The following is a 17,236-nucleotide window of genomic DNA, read 5'->3' as shown; positions in this document are numbered from 1 at the left end:
AACCTAGCTTCCAAGTTGTTCTCATGTTTAAAGGAAAAACATAAGAAAGAATATGGTGGAGGGGGACGGATTCGAACCATCGAAGGCAGTGCCGGCAGATTTACAGTCTGCTCCCTTTGGCCACTCGGGAACCCCTCCAGGGTGTTTTATACTTAAAAGTTAGTTTCCCAACCTAGCTTCCAAGTTGTTCTCACGTTAAAGGAAAAACATAAGAAAGAATATGGTGGAGGGGGACGGATTCGAACCATCGAAGGCAGTGCCGGCAGATTTACAGTCTGCTCCCTTTGGCCACTCGGGAACCCCTCCAGGGTGTTTTATACTTAAAAGTTAGTTTCCCAACCTAGCTTTCAAGTTGTTCTCACGTTTAAAGGAAAAACATAAGAAAGAATATGGTGGAGGGGGACGGATTCGAACCATCGAAGGCAGTGCCGGCAGATTTACAGTCTGCTCCCTTTGGCCACTCGGGAACCCCTCCAGAGGATTTTTATACTTAGTAAGATGTTTTCCCAACTCATCTCCCAAGTGCGGAGCGAATCATAGCAAACTCGCTCAGGCTGTAAAGCGTTTTTCTTACGTTTTTACGTTGAATGCTGTCTTTTTGGGCAAAGATGGTAGAAAGTCAGCGTTTTGTTTGTCCTTTGAACAGAAGAGAAGCGCGCTTTTTACTTGAATTTACACTACTTGACGTTAAACACCGTATCTACTGATAAACTGTAAGCAGTTTAATGACATAAGTTTATTCGTTTAGAAGTCAATATCATGAGCATGAAAGCCACGTTATCGTTATCTGTTTTAACGCTTTCTATATTACTGAGTTCTCCATCGGTTTGCGCTGCGATGCGAGGAGGCTCAGCGGTTACTGTTGTGACTGAACAAGTAGAAACGCACGAGATCAATCAATCCTTAACTCTTATCGGCAAATTAAAGGCAGCGGAGTCTGTGGTTGTCGCATCGGAAGTCGCCGGCAAAGTGAATCAAATCGCTGTTAAAGCGAATCAAAATGTCCAGCAAGACCAGTTATTAATTAAGTTAGATGACGATAAGGCTCAAGCCGCTTTGATTGAGGCAAAGGCGTATCTAAAAGATGAACAGCGTAAGTTAAAAGAGTTCCAACGTTTGGTTAAGCGGAATGCGATTACTCAAACTGAAATCGATGCACAAAAAGCCAGTGTTGAAATAGCACAAGCGAGGCTAGATGCTGCTCAAGCCAATTTAGCTGATCTCCATATTACTGCTCCATTTTCTGGTACTGTTGGTTTTATCGATTTTAGCCGCGGCAAAATGGTCAGTGCGGGTACTGAACTTTTGACGTTGGATGATCTTTCCGTCATGGAACTGGATTTGCAAGTACCGGAGCGCTATTTATCGATGCTTTCTATTGGTATGGAAGTCATCGCTAAAACCAGTGCATGGGGTAGCCAGATCTTTACTGGTCAAGTCACAGGTATTGATACGCGTATCAGCGCCGAAACACTGAATCTTCGCGTGCGTATTGAGTTTGATAACCCAGAAAATCAATTGAAGCCGGGCATGTTGATGAACGCTTCACTAGCATTTCCTGCTATTAAGGCGCCAATCATTCCTGTTCAAGCGCTTGAATACTCCGGAACTAAACGTTTTGTATATGTAATTGATGAAAACAACAAAGCTACTCGTCGAGAAGTGTCGCTAGGTGCTCGTGTTAGTAACGAGGTGGTGATCGAATCTGGTGTTGAGATTGGTGACAAGATTGTGGTTCAAGGCATTGTTAACATGCGTGATGGTGTCGAAGTGAAAGAAATTGTCGCGCCACTAAAAGCGAACACCACGGATGTGACACGCAATGACAGTGAATCGGATGAGGAAGAAAACTAATGTTACTGTCCGACGTTTCAGTTAAACGCCCTGTCGCGGCGTTGGTTCTGAGCATGCTGTTGTGTGTGTTTGGCTTTGTGTCATTCACCAAATTAGCCGTTCGTGAAATGCCTGATATAGAAAGCCCAGTCGTTTCTATCAGTACGCGTTATGAGGGTGCATCGGCGACTATTATTGAAAGCCAAATTACCTCCGTTTTGGAAGACCAGCTTTCTGGGATCAGTGGAGTTGATGAAATTAGCTCCACTACTCGTAACAGCATGTCGCGTATCACGATCACGTTTGAGTTAGGTTACGATCTCAATACAGGTGTAAGCGACGTGCGGGATGCCGTGGCTCGTGCTCAGCGCTCGCTACCTGATGAAGCGGATGACCCTATTGTTTATAAGAACAATGGCTCGGGAGAGGCGTCGCTCTACATCAATCTCAGTTCTGCAGAGATGGACCGTACTCAATTAACGGATTATGCCGAACGTGTATTGATGGACCGCTTTAGCCTGATCTCTGGGGTTAGCTCCATTGATCTCTCCGGTGGTTTGTACAAGGTAATGTACGTGAAGCTTAAGCCTGAACTAATGGCTGGACGTTCAGTTACAGCTTCGGACATTACATCAGCTTTGCGAAGTGAGAACCTAGAAAGCCCAGGTGGTGAAGTTCGTAACGACTCAACGGTAATGTCCGTGCGTACGGCTCGTACTTATAACACGCCTGAAGATTTTCAATATCTTGTCATTAAACGCGCAAGCGACAATACACCTATCTATTTAAAAGATGTAGCAGATGTCTTCATTGGTGCAGAAAACGAAAACTCAACCTTCAAAAGCGATGGTGTAGTAAACATCAGTCTTGGTGTGGTACCGCAGTCAGACGCAAACCCGTTAGAGGTTGCTAAGCTGGTTCGTTTTGAAGTCGATAACATCCAGAAGTTCTTACCAGAAGGTACACGTCTTGCGATAGATTACGACGCGACAGTATTTATCGAGCGTTCAATCGAAGAGGTGTACAGCACGCTATTTATCACGGGCGGCTTGGTGATTTTGGTGTTGTACATTTTCATCGGCCAAGCTCGTGCAACCTTAATTCCTGCGGTTACGGTACCTGTTTCTCTGATTTCTTCGTTTATTGCCGCGTACTACTTTGGGTTTTCTATCAACTTGATCACCTTGATGGCGTTGATATTATCGATTGGTTTGGTGGTGGATGACGCAATTGTGGTTGTAGAGAATATCTTCCACCATATTGAACGCGGTGAATCGCCATTACTCGCCGCATATAAAGGCACAAGAGAGGTTGGTTTTGCTGTTATAGCAACAACATTAGTGCTGGTGATGGTGTTCTTACCGATCTCCTTTATGGATGGCATGGTAGGTCTACTATTTACAGAGTTTTCTGTATTGCTGGCTATGTCGGTCATATTCTCCTCTTTGATTGCCCTGACGCTGACTCCTGTATTAGGTAGTCAGATTTTGAAAGCGAATGTAAAACCAAATCGATTCAATGAAGCGGTTGATCGCTTGTTTAGCAAGCTTGAGAGTGGCTATCGCGCATTATTGAAAGGCGCATTGAAAGTACGTTGGGCTGCTCCGCTGGTGATTCTAGCTTGTTTGGGCGGTAGCTATTTCTTGATGAATCAGGTACCGGCCCAGCTGACCCCACAAGAAGATCGCGGTGTGATATTTGCGTTTGTGCGCGGTGCAGATGCTACGTCATACAATCGTATGTCAGCCAATATGGATATTGTCGAAGACCGATTGATGCCATTACTAGGGCAAGGTTATCTGAAGTCATTCAGCATCCAAACGCCAGCGTTTGGTGGCCAGGCAGGAGACCAGACAGGCTTTGTGATCATGATTCTAGAAGATTGGAACGAACGTGATATCACGGCTCAGCAAGCCCTTAACAAAGTACGGAAAGAATTGGCAGGTATCCCAGATGTTCGAGTGTTCCCATTTATGCCAGGTTTCCAAGGTGGTTCGAGTGAGCCAGTTCAGTTCGTATTAGGCGGCTCTGATTACGATGAGCTCGTTGTTTGGGCTGAAATGCTAAAGAACAAAGCAGAAGAATCACCAATGATGGAAGGAGCAGAGATAGATTACTCGGAAAAAACGCCTGAGTTATTGGTTACAGTTGACCGACAGCGTGCCGCAGAGCTAGGAGTCAGTGTTAAAGACATTTCTGACACCCTAGAAATCATGCTCGGTGGTAAAAGCGAAACGACTTATGTTGAGCGTGGCGAAGAGTACGATGTGTATCTTCGCGGTGATGAAAATAGCTTTAATAATGCTGCAGATTTAAGTCAGATTTATCTGCGCACGAATAGCGGTCAGCTAGTGACGTTAGATGCGGTCACAAAAATTGAAGAAGTGGCGGCCTCTATTCGTCTTTCTCACTACAACAAACAGAAGTCCATCACTATTACTGCCAACCTGTCGGAAGGTTATACATTAGGAGATGCGCTGAATTACCTAGACCAGGAAGCCATCGACAACTTACCGGGTGACATTTCGGTGAGTTATTCGGGGGAGTCGAAAGACTTTAAAGAGAACCAAGCGAGTGTTGCTGTTGTGTTTGCATTGGCACTGCTAGTGGCGTATCTTGTGTTGGCGGCTCAGTTTGAAAGCTTCGTAAACCCGTTAGTGGTCATGTTTACGGTGCCGATGGGTGTCTTTGGTGGCTTTCTTGGTTTGGTTATTATGGGCCAAGGTATGAACATTTATAGTCAGATCGGCATGATCATGTTGATTGGTATGGTGACGAAAAACGGTATTTTGATCGTAGAATTTGCCAATCAGCTACGTGATCGTGGCGTTGGGTTTGAAAAAGCGATCATTGATGCTGCCGCGCGACGTCTACGTCCAATCTTGATGACTGCGTTTACCACACTTGCTGGCGCAATTCCGTTGATCGTATCGACAGGGGCGGGTTATGAGAGCCGTATTGCCGTGGGTACGGTTATCTTTTTCGGGATGGGGTTTGCGACATTGGTGACCTTGTTTGTTATCCCGGCAATGTACCGATTGATTTCGGCGAAAACACAAGCACCAGGTCATGTAGAAGCAGAGTTAAACAAAGCAATTAGCCATGATACGAAGGGCCGTGTTGCCCACCCCTAGCAGTAGCACGTAAAGCTTTGATTGAAAACGCCGGGCAATTTTTGTTCGGTGTTTTTTTATATAGATAGTGATTACTTATAGATTTAATGATTATTTTTGTTTATTATTTCGCCACTTCTTCGAGGGGCACAGGACTCGCTCATCGTTTTGACTGAATGTTGGGCCTTGTTAGGTTTAATGCTAGGAAAGCAGCCTATGCCTATTATTATTGAGGTGTTTCCTTGAAAAAAGTACGTGGTAGTTACATGGTCGAAATGGTTTTAGTTGCAGGTGTTATGGCGTTGCTAGCAACTACCGCACTTCCAACGTTGACGAATGCATTAAAAGATCGTCAAGATGGTATTTTGCATTCTCTCGATGCTGGTCAACCAAGCAACCATGTGAACAAAGAGGCAACAGAAACGTTCTCTGTTCAGTAAATGACGACATATTATAGAATCTAAAAGAAGCCGAGGCAAAACTCTCGGCTTCTTTGTTTTTCAATTATGGAAACTTGGTGCTATCTAATGTTAGAAGCGTTTCCCTAGGCTGATTTGTACACCTTCGTAGCTGTCGTAAAAATCTTCAAAACCCATATCTGCGACATTATAAATGTACTCTGCGCGTAACCAGATATCTGTACTCATATCCCAATGGACGCCAGCACCGATGTTGAATAGTGCGCCTGAGTCATCTGTGACTTTTTGTTCGTTTGGTACGTACATTTCGGCTTGAGTGCCAAGCGCTGTTACGCGACCGAATAGTGATAGTGGCGTATCGCCTAAGTCATCACTCGTTACAACAGCAGACATACCTGCTTGGTAATAGTGAAGATCTAAGTCAGTTTTTAGAGCATCGTTCTTAAGTTCATTTTGTGAATAGCGCAGAACCCCTTCAAACGCGAGGTATTGGTTTACATGGTAACCCCAGCCAACTGTGATATGTGGTGTTGACCACTCATTGTCTCTATCCGAGCCAAAATACGGTGTATCAAAACCAACGTTACCAGTACCCAGATAAAAATAAGATTGATGAGCTTGTTCTTGAGCAGCTAAAGTTGGCACGCTAATGGTCAAGGCAGACAATAATAGAATGGCGTTTTTCATAACTAGACGATAACCTTGGTAAAAGACCGTTGTAATGATTTGTTTAAATGTTAATTTAATCAATAGGATGGATGGTAGTTATCATATCAGCTTTTATCAAAGGTAGTGATTTTAGAATAGGAATTGTTGCGCTAAAGCATACTTCTTACTCATGACTACCGACTAACTAGATATGGTGACGAAAGCTAGCTAAATAAGAGAGAAGGAAAGGAAAGTGGCTGAATTCAAATACAAAAACTTGACTCAAGAAGAACAAGATAAGTTAGACGCGGCGACATTTCGCCGTTTATTGGCGCATTTAGATGCCAACAAAGACGTACAAAACATCGACCTGATGATCCTTGCGGGCTTCTGTCGAAACTGCTTTAGCAAATGGTATAAATCTGAGGCTGAAAATCTCGGTTTGGATTTAGATATTGATGACGCTCGCGAACGTGTTTACGGGATGACTTACGATGAATGGAAACAAAATCATCAACCAGCGGCAACGCCAGAACAATTGGCTGCGTTTGAAGCGCGCCAGAAAAAGTAAAACCCAGCGATAAAAACAGCCCGCATGAAGTTGGGCTGTTTTTAAAGTCCAGTTTGCACGTTAAGCGTTAGTTGAGCCGCAACAAGCTGGCTCAACGCAACCTTTTGCTTGAATGACTTCGAGTTGAGCTAAGTAAGGTTGAATATCGCCGATGTTCTCTTTTACCCATGTTAAGTCATAATACGTATCTAGGTAACGCTCTCCAGAATCACATAGAAGCGTCACGATAGAACCCTTCTCACCGCGTTGTTTCATCTCACAAGCCAATTGCAGCACGCCGTAAAGATTGGTGCCTGTTGATGCGCCGACTTTACGCCCAATCAGCTGAGATACCCAATGGGCAGTTGCCACACTGGCTGCGTCTGGAATTTTGCGCATTTCATCAATGACACCAGCAATAAAGCTTGGTTCGACACGTGGTCGCCCGATACCTTCAATTTTGCTGCCAGTATCACCTTTCAATGAGTGATTTCCTGACTGGAAAGCGTCGTAAAACACTGAGTTTTCAGGGTCTACCACGCAAAGCTTGGTGTCGTACTTTTGGTAACGAATAAAACGGCCAATGGTTGCTGATGTGCCGCCTGTTCCAGGGCTCATCACTACCCAGCTAGGAATCGGGTGATCTTCTAACTCCATTTGGCTAAAGATAGAGTTCGCGATGTTGTTGTTACCGCGCCAGTCAGTCGCACGTTCAGCATAAGTAAACTGATCCATGTAGTGACCATTTAGCTCTTGAGCCAAGCGTCGAGACTCGTCATAAATCTGATCTGAGCGCTCTACAAGATGCGCTTTACCACCGTAAAACTCAATTTGTTCAATCTTTTTACGTGCGGTGGTTTTCGGCATAACAGCAATGAACGGTAAGCCAAGTAAACGCGCAAAATACGCTTCCGAAACGGCAGTGCTGCCTGAGGACGCCTCGATTACAGTGGTTTCAGGACCAATCCATCCATTACAAATAGCATAAAGAAACAATGAGCGCGCCAATCGATGCTTAAGAGAGCCTGTAGGGTGCGTACTCTCATCTTTTAGATAGATATCGATACCATCAAGAGAAGGTAGTTCGAGTTTAAATAAGTGAGTATCAGCAGAACGTTGGAAGTCTGCTTCAATTTTACGCACTGCATTGTTGATCCAATTGTGGTCAGTACACATGGCGTCTCTCCTTGGGAAATCGATAGATAAGTATTAGATAGGGATAATTTATCTATAATTTTCGAGAAAAACTTTGCTATTGTTACTCTTAATAAAGATATCTGTAGAAAAATTTTCTACATTTTATGGATTTTATAGAAATGAGTTTAGATCGAATAGATAAGCAGCTGCTTGCTTTACTACAAACCGACAGCACCTTGTCATTAAATGACGTGGCTGAGCGAGTCAATCTTACTACAACACCATGCTGGAAGCGCTTGAAAAGGTTGGAAGAAGAGGGCTACATCGAAAAACGCGTGGCGTTGTTAAGTGCAGAAAAGCTCGAGCTATCTTTCATTGCATTTGTTCAGTTAAAAACGATTGATCATTCCGAAGGTTGGTATCACCATTTTGTTACAACTGTGAGTGACTTTCCTGAGGTAATGGAGTTTTATCGTATGGCTGGCGAGTATGACTACATGATGAAAGTACTAGTCAAAGATATGAAGTGTTTTGACGAATTCTATAAGCGGTTAGTTAATAGCGTAAAAGGGCTATCTAATGTGACTTCAACATTTGCTATGGAGTCCATTAAATACACAACAGAGTTACCAATCCTAAAATAACTCGCCCTATAAGAATTCTATCTAATGTTAATTCTACCTTTTAGTTTTTTAAATGTTAAAAGGTAGTTTGATTATGCTTTTAAAACTATTTCCTACCAGATTTTTATAAATATAAACGATATTTATTCTCTCTTCTATTTTTCATTAACCATTTGTTTTTACAGTCCATTAATCCTGTACATCATAATGAAAGAAAAAATAACGCAATTTTTTCTCTTTCTTTTTCATGTTTTATTTTATTGAATATTAATTTTTACTAAATTAATGGAAGGGTTTGATTTAAACGTTTGCTTTTTGTTTTTTCATGTAATTTGGTCGCTATTTTTGAGTATTTGTTTTTAGGATTAATACAGTAGCAATTACTTAAGTAATAAAGTACTCAAAAATGGGGATAGTGATTAATAAAACATCGTATTATTATCGCCCCATCTTGTATGTAACAAAGTATTACTAAAAATGAACAGAAATTACTATTTGCTTTTTCTCGCAGCTTTACTCGCTGGCTGTGGCGGTGGGGGAGACTCTAAGCCGAACAATACGAAGACACCAACTACGATAACAAAGCAGAACCGTCCGCAATTAAAAGTTGAAGACACGGTATTGAAGTTTGAAGGAGTGGGAACGGTTACTGAAGCAAAACTGAGCAATGTACATGGGTCGGTATCTTACCAAGTCATTGACTCTAATCCGCCAAATGTCGTGAAAATTAATGACTCAGGAATACTACAAATTCTGCGCCCAGGAACGGCGACGATTCTTGCTACAGATAGTAGCTCTGCTTATGAATCTTCTGAAGCAAGATTTTCTGTCACTGTAGAGCGAGGCATCAATACTGAACTTTCAGTGAGTGATCTGAATTTCAATGCGATTGAGTCAGAAGGAAAAGCGTTGATCGTCCGTGGCCAAAAAGGCGAACTGAGTTATGAGGTAGAAAGTGGTCATAACTTGATTCGTGTTGATGAGAACGGTTCGGTATATTCATTAGGTTCAGTTGGTCAGGCATCGGTGCTGATTACTGATTCAGGTAACGACTTTTACTTGCCGAAACAAGTTCGCGCTACGGTTAAACTGCATGCAGTAGCTCCGGGGCAATTACAGTTCGCTTTGCTTGAAGACGAGTATCGAGAAGGGTTGACGTTAGAACCAGTGCGTTTAGATAAAGCTCAAACGCAACGTATTTCTTACAAAATTATAAATAGCGTACCAGACAGCAAGGTGGCCGAGTTGCTAGACCCTGAAACGGGTTTGCTTCTTGTTCATAATGTTGGGCAATTAACGGTTGAAGCGACAGCAACTTACAGCGACGCGTTTCTGGATAAACAGCAAACAGCGCAATTTTTTGTGGATGTAAAACAAGGCAAGCGTCAAGAAATCAGCGCAGCGGATATCGTCACAACTTATGAGGAAGGTGGACGAATTTTCCCTAAGGTGACGAACGCCTACGGTGACTATGAGCTGAGAATCATTCGTGGTGAAGACGTTGTTGCTAAAACAGAAAATGGTGAAGCATTACTGATCAAAGGTGTTGGTGCTGCTGAAGTGGAAATTTACGAGCATGATATGCGTAATTATCCTGCAAGCAAAACTCGTTTTGATCTTGAAGTTAATCGCGCGCCTCATCCCGTTATAAAAGACATTGAAATGCCGCTTACCTATCAACCAAATCTTTCAATCCCTCTGGCGTTTAAAGGGCAAAAAGGTAACGTAAATCTAGTTAGCAGCTTACCTAATGGCTTACGAATGACTGACGGCAAGTTGGAGGTAGTGACTGCGGGTGAGTACGGCCTTAAGTTTGAAGACGATGGTGGGGAGTTCTACCAACCTATTCAATTTAATGTCGTCATTAAAGTTGCAAAGGCTGAAGGCCAACCGATGGCAACGCACGATTATGACGTTGTATACAGCAACAAATACAGTTTTGATCTTCACCGTGATTTTGGTTTGAGTGCTGACGAGCAAATTGAGATTGTAGATAACACCGCACCAGATGTTGTCGGTGGTTTGAGTGAAGGACGTCTCCATGTGTATAAAGCGGGTAAAGCGACGCTAACTGTGCGCAGAAAAGAGAGCGCGAATTATACTGTTGGTCCTGATCAAAAAGTCTATGTGACAATTTTGAGTGCGCCGAGCCGAATTGAAGTTCAATCCGATGTGGAAGAGATTTGGAAGGTTGGCCAAACATTTGTTGCGCCGAAAATCTCTGGTACGGTTGGAGAAGTTACGTACCGATTTGCAGACAACGCTGCAACAGATGTGGTTTCCTTAAACAGCCAAACGGGTGCCATGCAAATTCTTAACGCGGGTAGCACAAAAATTATTGTTTCGGATGCGGGGGACGACAAAGTGGATCCGGGTGAAAGTAGTTTCTCGGTCACGATTAAACAAGGCACAAACCCTGTATCGGTTACTTACCCAACGGTAGAATTCTCCGCTGGTAGTGTTATCTCACCAGTGATGAGTGGTGGGACTGCGAAGGCAAGTTACCGTCTTATTAACCAAAAAGACCCTGTGGTCGAGCTAGTTTCTCCTGATACAGGGCGTTTGAAAATCCTGCATGCAGGCACGTACCAATTAGAGGTTACTCTTACTGGGCGCAACTACAAAGCTAAAACAATCGTCGTAAATGGCACTATTAACAAAGCGAATCACCCTGGTTTAAGTGCTTCTACAATGAAGGTGGAATTTGAACCATTTAAAAAGGTTAAGCTAGACTTTGGTACACCAATAGGAAACCGCAGCTATCAAATATCCAGCTCAACAATTAAAGGAGTCGCTTCATTAGATGTTGATAAGGAAGAGCTGACGTTACTTGACCTCCCACCAGTAAAAAGACGTTGGATTTCTCTCGACGTTTCGGAAGGAGAATCTCGAGATTACAAAGCGTTGGAAAGTAAGAAAGTCCAGCTGTATCTAAGCTTTGCAGATGAAGGTGTTGCGGATCAATATACATTGCTTGAAACTGAACAAACAGTATTGTTTAGCACGCTAAATGCACGTGAGTTTTCTAACTTAGAAGAAAGTGAGTTTGGTTTGATGAACGTTCGTTCAGTGCGTGAGCCAACGGACGAAGAATTGAAATTATACGGCAAAGGTAAGATTGCACTACTTGCATTCAAGCCGGTGGGTAACGATGACCAAACTCTAATAAAAGGAGCGTGGGTACACTTAGCTCGATTTGATGGATGTACATCAGAGCTGTTCGAAGATGATCTCAAGCCTTTTGAAGCAATTGACTATGATGACCCAGGGTACTGCACCAGCGGCAGCACGATTCGTATGACTCGGTTCTTAATAATTGATGACTCGAAGATGGAAAAGGTAGAGTATGAGTTAGTAGCACCTGTGATTACTTATCGTCGTGGGGTTCGTGAATTTTTAGCAACGAATAAAGGTGGATTCTATGCCGACCCAAATGTCATTTACGGGAAAGGCGAATATGGTTACCCGAAATCACTTTACGAATGGTCGGTTGTTAACATGAAGTATCAACCAAATTAATCATCGTTTGATACCCATTAAAAAAGGAGTGCGGAACAGCACTCCTTTTTTCGTCTAGCGAACACGAGCTATTTCGTGTAGCGCATCACCCCTTCTTGCACGGCGGTCGCCACTAAGTGACCTTGCTGGTTGTATATTTCGCCACGGACCAACCCACGAGTATTGCTCGCCGTTGGGCTCTCTATCGCATATAGAAGCCATTCATCCATCTTAAACGGGCGATGGAACCAGATAGAGTGGTCAATGGTGGCCACTTGAAAGTTAGGCGTCATTAATGAGACTTCATGTGGATGCATTGCTGTTACAAGGAATCCCCAATCGGATGCGTAGGCCAGAAGGTACTGGTGAATTAGCTGATTCTCTGGCATTTCACCATTAGCACGAATCCAAAGGTACTGTTTGGGTTCTGCTTTTTTGGGCTTCAAAGGGTTGATAACCGTAACGGGGCGAGTTTCGATTGGCTTTTCCCCGCAAAATGTTTTGCGTAAGCGTTTGGGTAGAAATTCTGCAATATGGCTTGCGAGCTCACTCTCTGAGGCAAAGTTTTCTGGACCAGGGATATCTGGCATTTCTTTTTGATGATCAAACCCAGGTTGATCGCCATGGTAGGATGCGGTTAGGTAAAAAATAGGGCGTCCATTTTGAATTGCCTTTACGCGTCTAGTGCTAAAGCTACGGCCATCTCTCAGATTTTCTACGTCATAAATAATAGGTTTTTCTGGATCGCCAGGGTACAAAAAATAGCTATGGAAGGAGTGTACCGTGCGTGTTTCTTCAACGGTGTAGCGCGCAGCAGAAAGTGCTTGCCCAATTACTTGACCGCCATAAACTTGAGGCAAACCTAGGTTTTCACTTTGGCCACGAAACAAGCCTTCTTCTAATTTTTCGAGTTGTAGTAGGCTGAGCAATTCTCGTAGTGGTTTACTCATTGTGTCTCCTCACCGTTGTCTTTCATTCCAAGTTACCTCAACAGCCTCACTCTTGTGAAGTGGCATAGTTAAGAACTATTGAGTAACTTAGAAATAGTATTGTTCCAATTATGAAACAAAATCAATTGTTTGATAAATTCTAACTCAGTCAAACTATTGTCAAATAAAGTGACAGGAAGCAGACAGTTTTATATTCCACACCTATAATTGCTTCGGTTTAATGCTCTTTTCGAGGAATATATGAAAAAAACACTACTACTTGTTACTTCTCTACTCTTTGGGGCTGCGTTAGTGGGTTGCCAAACTTCTCAAAATACAGAAATGGAATCTACAGAGGCGTCAATGAAGACGATTACAGGTACAGTGGCTTATCGCGAGCGGATTGCCTTGCCACCAAACGCAGTGGTTACTATTGCGTTAGAAGATGTGTCCTTGGCGGATGCGCCAGCAAAAGTGTTGGCGAAACAGACATTTGAAACGAAAGGTAAGCAAGTTCCTCTTTCTTTTGAGTTGAGTTACGACAGCAATGAAATCAAACCAAACCATCGTTACAGCGTTCGTGCTCGCATTGAGGTAGATGGAAAGCTGCGTTTTATCAGCGACACACATAACGGTGTTATTACTGATGAAGCACAAACTCACCAATTAGATATTCGTCTAGTTGGAACACGTTAATACGACGTACTAAGAACAAAAAATGGCAGCTTAAGGCTGCCATTTGTATTTTTTAAGTGAAGTTTTGCCAACTTCCGAGACTTCAATCCCTTCTGCTTCTAATTTCTTTTTTTGTCGCTCTAAGTCTCTGCCTTTTAAAGATATTTTTCCTTGGCTATTTACCACTCTAAACCAGGGGAGTTTACTGCCTTCTGGTAAGTTGCCCAGTGCTTTACCAACATGTCTCGCATAGCCCGGATAACCGGCCATTTTTGCAATTTCCCCATAGGTGGATACTTTTCCTTTTGGAATTTGGTGAATTACAGCAAAGATTTGCGCTAAAAATTGGTCCATACTCAAAAGTGTCTATTTTGGATTACTAAGGAATGGTAAACCATTGGACTTGTATATTGCTAACGGTTCTTAACCCTTGTGTTATCAGCGACTCACTTTGAAGAATTACATTTTCTGTTCTGTAGTGTCGTTGGTTGATGAACGTTAAACAGCATGAAGCAAACGCAAGCTAAGCTTGAATCTAGACCCTCTCAACGACTTTCAATCCCAGTTTTTGCCGTTGAGTTACCAAGTAGGTGGGGAAGCCAGGAGGCGCTATGATTTTATCGACACTTCAATTTTTCGTTACGACCTTACTCGCTGTTGTCTGCGTTCGGGCGATGAGTTTGAGCGAGGGTGACATTCCCGTTCTTGCACTTATGATCCCCGCGCTGTGGGTTCTGCCACAAGGTGGGTTCGCTGGCCTAGTATTACTGGGCGCGATGATGGCTTTTGGTGCGACACTCTCAATGCAGCCAATTGCTTTGTCGGTTGGTGTTTTGATCCTTTTCCCACTTTTAATGGTGGTATTTTCTCGTAGAAGCTCTTTAGGTGTGTTGCTCACCGCTGGTCTTATTGTACTTACACTGCAAGTTGGTCTTATGGTCACACAGCAAGGCGGTAAGCTGGATGGGTCTGCTTGGGTTACAGTGGTTCAAACCATTGCGGTTATGGCGATGTGGTGGTCGGCTGCGCATTGGACGCCATCCAATAAACACAGCTGGTGGCCGTTGTTTTTGTTGCTCCCATTGTGGATTGCAGGCCTACCGTACGCCGTTCTTATGGCGTTAAGTTTGACGGGAATGTTAGCGTCAATGGAAGCACTTGCGAAGCTTCAACATACCATTCGTTGGAGCAAATTATTATGTTGGACATTGCCGACTGTGGGTTTTGCCGCTTTAGTCGTCAGCCCGACCACGGATGTGCCAAACCCTGTTTTCGTGGTTTGGATCTGTTTGTTAGGGACGGCTTGGATGACTGACTATATTTTACGTAGTAGCGATGAACAGGCTGAATTATGAATTTTTAGTCAGGTAAAAAGTGACATGTGCGGCAGAGTATCGAATTGGTTGTGGAACAAAATGGAGATTAGTATATGTTCTTCATTTCATATTTACTACACTTCCAATAACAATAACCACAATATAAGTGGTTGATTTAAGATAAGTTTGTCATGACAACTTTTGCTCGAACACTGTTGCTTTTTGCATGTTGCCTCTTGAGTTTGAATGTAAAAGCCGAAGCCCCTTTAATTGCTCATTATAAAGTCGCGACTGAAGCGGATGATGTCGTCACTCGTGTTCTTTTCAATGCTGCTTCAAAGGAGTTTGGCTTTATCGTTCAATACGTAAACTACTCCAGCTTTGATGCCATTCTAAATTCAGTAGCGAATGGGGAAGCGGACTTTGCTGCGAATATCACTTACACACAAGAACGTGCTCAACGTTTTAGTTATTCCCGCCCAACAAATATCGAATATACCTACCTCTTTGGTTTAAAAGATTCGACGTTGAGTGACATTTCGCGTGTTGGCGTCCCCAAAGATACAGTTTATGCCCAATTACTTAAACAACACTACCCTGAGCTAGAACAGATCTCTTATCAAGGTCACGAACAAGCAGTAACACTGCTACGTTCAGGTGCTGTGGACGGCGTTGTCGATGCCATTAACCAGCTCAAGCCGATGCTGATGGAGGGGTTTGACGCCAAGATGCTCAATGATCAGATTTCGATAAAGCCCGTATCCATCATCAGTAAAAAAGATCATCATCTTGAGGAGTTGGACACGTTCGCCACGTTTATTCACGGAGAAGCGGTGCAAAAGCAGCTTCGCGAAGAAATTTCCCAGTATCAATTTGAATTAAGGCGAGCAGCGTTGCGTGAGTCTATTCGTTTATTGCCCCTTGATTTTAATGAACCAATACGGATTAAGCTCGAATCTATCTTTCCATATGTTGTATACAACGCAGATGGTAGTGTCGAAGGGATGACGGCTGATGTAGTCCTGAGAAGCTGTGAGATCTTGGCTTTAAACTGCTTGATCATTAGTGAGCCTGGTGAAAGCTGGGGTTCTATGTACCATGAGTTTATCCAAGGTAATTTCGAAATTTTGGCGCCGTTAACGGTCAGCCGTGAGCGGCGCGCATTTAGCTACTTTCCAAAGCCCCATTACGCGCCAGCATCGGTGATGGTCAAGCGTTTAGGTTACAAGCCGAGCACATACTCTCATGTTTCACAGTTGATATCTGAGCGGATTGGCGTGGTTAAGGATGACTTTTTCGATCAAATGATGACGCAACTGTTACCGCTAAAAGAACTCAAACGTTATCGTACTCAACAAGAGCTCATTCAGGGGCTATTAAATGAAGAAGTCGATTACATTCCGATGGATACGGCGATGCTCAATCATTTTTTACGTCTCAGTGAACTGGTTCCGATAGAGCAGGATACCGCTATTGGCGAGTTTTATGAGTCACAACTCTCTGTTGGATTGGTCGCGAATGAAAAAGGAGCCATGCTTGCGCCTTTCTTCAGTCGAGCGATAGCGATGTTAGAAGTTGATAAGATCATTGCTCAGTACGATGTACGCCCAGATTGGCGTACCGCACTTGAATATGAGATTCGATTAGCGACGCAAACACAAGCTGTGTTTATCTTTGTATTATTGTTTGCTATTTGTGTTTCGCTTTATCTTTACCGTCAATCGAACACTGACAACTTAACAGGGTTAAGGAACCGTCGTGCGTTGCAAGTAAAGTATCGAAAAGGAGTAAACAAAGATCTATCCATACTTTACTTAGACATTAATCATTTCAAACGAATCAATGACACTTATGGGCATCGCGCTGGGGACGAAGTTTTACAACTACTGGCACTAAAAATTCATTATGTCTGGTCGGGAAGATGTTATCGAATTGGAGGGGATGAGTTCATATTGCTGGGTTATCCAACGCAAGCCGAGTTAACTAGAGCAATGAGAGAGCTCAGTAGAATCGACGTGAAAGGCAAATTATGTAGTGATTTGGAGTCTATAAGTATCTCTATTGGTTTCTCTGCAAAAAGGGAACGGCACATGAGCTTAGAGCAAGCGATGCATTTGGCTGATGAAGACATGTACATGAGTAAGCAGTCCTCACGGCACGACTCCTCTTATCGTGACTGCACGGTTTCATCATAAAGGAATGAATTGATCGAGTTTTGTTCAAACGGTAATGAAATGATGAAATTCAAGGTTTTTGCTCTTGCATTATGAGAGCTGATACTGAATAATCGCCCCATCGATTGAGGCAAGACCTCTCGAAAAGAATTATGGGGCTCTGGTCCTCTCGCAACAATAGCTCGTGAACTCGGTCAGGTCCGGAAGGAAGCAGCCGCAGCGTGTGACTTGTGTGCCGGGATGTGGCTGGGGTCCCACCCTTTGTGTCGCTGAAAGCATAAAGCGTCCTAAAAACACCATAAGGTGTCCTTTTAAAACCCA

13 protein-coding genes, 3 tRNA genes and 1 other RNA gene are annotated in these 17,236 nt (G+C 43.3%); 10 read left to right on the top strand and 7 right to left on the bottom strand.

Annotated elements, in window-relative coordinates; translation table 11 throughout:
- Window positions 1-53: 53 nt before the first annotated feature.
- From UQW94_RS17945 to UQW94_RS17935, 3 genes are all read right to left on the bottom strand, one after another.
- Window positions 54-138, bottom strand: a tRNA-Tyr gene (locus UQW94_RS17945).
- Window positions 139-221: 83 nt separating this feature from the next.
- Window positions 222-306 (bottom strand) — tRNA-Tyr (locus tag UQW94_RS17940).
- 84 nt (window positions 307-390) lie between these two features.
- A tRNA-Tyr gene (locus UQW94_RS17935) sits at window positions 391-475 on the bottom strand.
- A 284-nt stretch (window positions 476-759) separates the two neighbouring features.
- On the opposite strand from UQW94_RS17935, the gene UQW94_RS17930 reads away from it, so the two are divergent.
- The 3 genes from UQW94_RS17930 (at window position 760) to UQW94_RS17920 (ending at window position 5,386) form a co-directional block, all read left to right on the top strand.
- On the top strand, window positions 760-1,854 hold the full coding sequence (locus tag UQW94_RS17930; RefSeq protein ID WP_213874663.1) for an efflux RND transporter periplasmic adaptor subunit: 1,095 nt from the start codon (window positions 760-762) through the stop codon (window positions 1,852-1,854).
- The gene (gene vmeF, locus UQW94_RS17925) at window positions 1,854-4,967 is read left to right on the top strand and encodes a multidrug efflux RND transporter permease subunit VmeF (protein WP_213874664.1); all 3,114 of its coding nucleotides are present in this window, start codon (window positions 1,854-1,856) and stop codon (window positions 4,965-4,967) included. Before UQW94_RS17930 ends, vmeF begins: the two co-directional genes overlap by 1 nt.
- 221 nt (window positions 4,968-5,188) lie before the next feature.
- The gene (locus UQW94_RS17920; protein ID WP_031781369.1) at window positions 5,189-5,386 is read left to right on the top strand and encodes a type II secretion system protein; all 198 of its coding nucleotides are present in this window, start codon (window positions 5,189-5,191) and stop codon (window positions 5,384-5,386) included.
- 90 nt (window positions 5,387-5,476) lie between these two features.
- On the opposite strand, the gene UQW94_RS17915 is transcribed toward UQW94_RS17920, so the two are convergent.
- Entirely contained in the window at window positions 5,477-6,052 is a 576-nt protein-coding gene (locus UQW94_RS17915; protein WP_033905033.1) for a porin family protein, read from the bottom strand.
- A gap of 214 nt (window positions 6,053-6,266) precedes the next feature.
- Between UQW94_RS17915 and UQW94_RS17910 the strand changes: the two genes are divergently transcribed.
- Window positions 6,267-6,584 (top strand): DUF1244 domain-containing protein, encoded by a 318-nt coding sequence (locus tag UQW94_RS17910; protein WP_005378586.1) that lies wholly within the window; start codon window positions 6,267-6,269, stop codon window positions 6,582-6,584.
- 60 nt (window positions 6,585-6,644) lie between these two features.
- On the opposite strand, the gene UQW94_RS17905 is transcribed toward UQW94_RS17910, so the two are convergent.
- A complete protein-coding gene (locus tag UQW94_RS17905; RefSeq protein WP_005389952.1) occupies window positions 6,645-7,739 on the bottom strand; it encodes a PLP-dependent cysteine synthase family protein in 1,095 nt (364 codons plus the stop codon).
- A gap of 140 nt (window positions 7,740-7,879) precedes the next feature.
- On the opposite strand from UQW94_RS17905, the gene UQW94_RS17900 reads away from it, so the two are divergent.
- A complete protein-coding gene (locus UQW94_RS17900) occupies window positions 7,880-8,344 on the top strand; it encodes an Lrp/AsnC family transcriptional regulator (protein WP_025998626.1) in 465 nt (154 codons plus the stop codon).
- Window positions 8,345-8,800: 456 nt separating this feature from the next.
- Window positions 8,801-11,842: a cadherin repeat domain-containing protein gene (locus tag UQW94_RS17895; RefSeq protein ID WP_322142460.1), complete on the top strand. Its 3,042-nt coding sequence runs from the start codon at window positions 8,801-8,803 to the stop codon at window positions 11,840-11,842.
- Between the two features lie 68 nt (window positions 11,843-11,910).
- On the opposite strand, the gene tesB is transcribed toward UQW94_RS17895, so the two are convergent.
- Window positions 11,911-12,771: an acyl-CoA thioesterase II gene (tesB, locus tag UQW94_RS17890; RefSeq protein ID WP_005378575.1), complete on the bottom strand. Its 861-nt coding sequence runs from the start codon at window positions 12,769-12,771 to the stop codon at window positions 11,911-11,913.
- A gap of 240 nt (window positions 12,772-13,011) precedes the next feature.
- On the opposite strand from tesB, the gene UQW94_RS17885 reads away from it, so the two are divergent.
- Window positions 13,012-13,446, top strand: a complete 435-nt coding sequence (locus UQW94_RS17885) for a YbaY family lipoprotein (protein ID WP_054577989.1) — start codon at window positions 13,012-13,014, stop codon at window positions 13,444-13,446.
- Between the two features lie 30 nt (window positions 13,447-13,476).
- Here UQW94_RS17885 and UQW94_RS17880 read toward each other — a convergent pair whose 3' ends face one another.
- Window positions 13,477-13,779, bottom strand: coding sequence for a DNA base-flipping protein (locus tag UQW94_RS17880; protein WP_005378570.1), 303 nt, complete (start codon window positions 13,777-13,779; stop codon window positions 13,477-13,479).
- Between the two features lie 257 nt (window positions 13,780-14,036).
- On the opposite strand from UQW94_RS17880, the gene UQW94_RS17875 reads away from it, so the two are divergent.
- The 3 genes from UQW94_RS17875 to ffs all read left to right on the top strand — a co-directional run bounded on the left by UQW94_RS17875 (window position 14,037) and on the right by ffs (window position 17,170).
- A complete protein-coding gene (locus UQW94_RS17875) occupies window positions 14,037-14,780 on the top strand; it encodes a hypothetical protein (RefSeq protein ID WP_005389942.1) in 744 nt (247 codons plus the stop codon).
- Between the two features lie 152 nt (window positions 14,781-14,932).
- Complete coding sequence (locus UQW94_RS17870) at window positions 14,933-16,936, top strand: GGDEF domain-containing protein (protein WP_213903576.1); 2,004 nt, start codon at window positions 14,933-14,935, stop codon at window positions 16,934-16,936.
- 137 nt (window positions 16,937-17,073) lie between these two features.
- Window positions 17,074-17,170: signal recognition particle sRNA small type (gene ffs, locus UQW94_RS17865), an RNA gene on the top strand.
- Window positions 17,171-17,236 lie beyond the last annotated feature (66 nt).

Source organism: Vibrio sp. PBL-C16 (genome assembly GCF_034321865.1).
Taxonomy (GTDB): Bacteria; Pseudomonadota; Gammaproteobacteria; order Enterobacterales; family Vibrionaceae; genus Vibrio; species Vibrio alginolyticus.
The sequence above is the reverse complement of the archived record's forward strand: the minus strand, read 5'-3'. Positions and strand labels throughout refer to the sequence as shown.

What these genes read in the sequence shown, in the direction of transcription:
- UQW94_RS17930 (WP_213874663.1), top strand. Translation starts at nt 760, where the DNA reads ATGAGCATGAAAGCCACGTTATCGTTATCTGTTTTAACGCTTTCTATA.
- vmeF (WP_213874664.1), top strand. Translation starts at nt 1,854, where the DNA reads ATGTTACTGTCCGACGTTTCAGTTAAACGCCCTGTCGCGGCGTTGGTT.
- UQW94_RS17915 (WP_033905033.1), bottom strand. Translation starts at nt 6,052, where the DNA reads ATGAAAAACGCCATTCTATTATTGTCTGCCTTGACCATTAGCGTGCCA.
- UQW94_RS17905 (WP_005389952.1), bottom strand. Translation starts at nt 7,739, where the DNA reads ATGTGTACTGACCACAATTGGATCAACAATGCAGTGCGTAAAATTGAA.
- UQW94_RS17900 (WP_025998626.1), top strand. Translation starts at nt 7,880, where the DNA reads ATGAGTTTAGATCGAATAGATAAGCAGCTGCTTGCTTTACTACAAACC.
- UQW94_RS17895 (WP_322142460.1), top strand. Translation starts at nt 8,801, where the DNA reads ATGAACAGAAATTACTATTTGCTTTTTCTCGCAGCTTTACTCGCTGGC.
- tesB (WP_005378575.1), bottom strand. Translation starts at nt 12,771, where the DNA reads ATGAGTAAACCACTACGAGAATTGCTCAGCCTACTACAACTCGAAAAA.
- UQW94_RS17885 (WP_054577989.1), top strand. Translation starts at nt 13,012, where the DNA reads ATGAAAAAAACACTACTACTTGTTACTTCTCTACTCTTTGGGGCTGCG.
- UQW94_RS17880 (WP_005378570.1), bottom strand. Translation starts at nt 13,779, where the DNA reads ATGGACCAATTTTTAGCGCAAATCTTTGCTGTAATTCACCAAATTCCA.
- UQW94_RS17875 (WP_005389942.1), top strand. Translation starts at nt 14,037, where the DNA reads ATGATTTTATCGACACTTCAATTTTTCGTTACGACCTTACTCGCTGTT.
- UQW94_RS17870 (WP_213903576.1), top strand. Translation starts at nt 14,933, where the DNA reads ATGACAACTTTTGCTCGAACACTGTTGCTTTTTGCATGTTGCCTCTTG.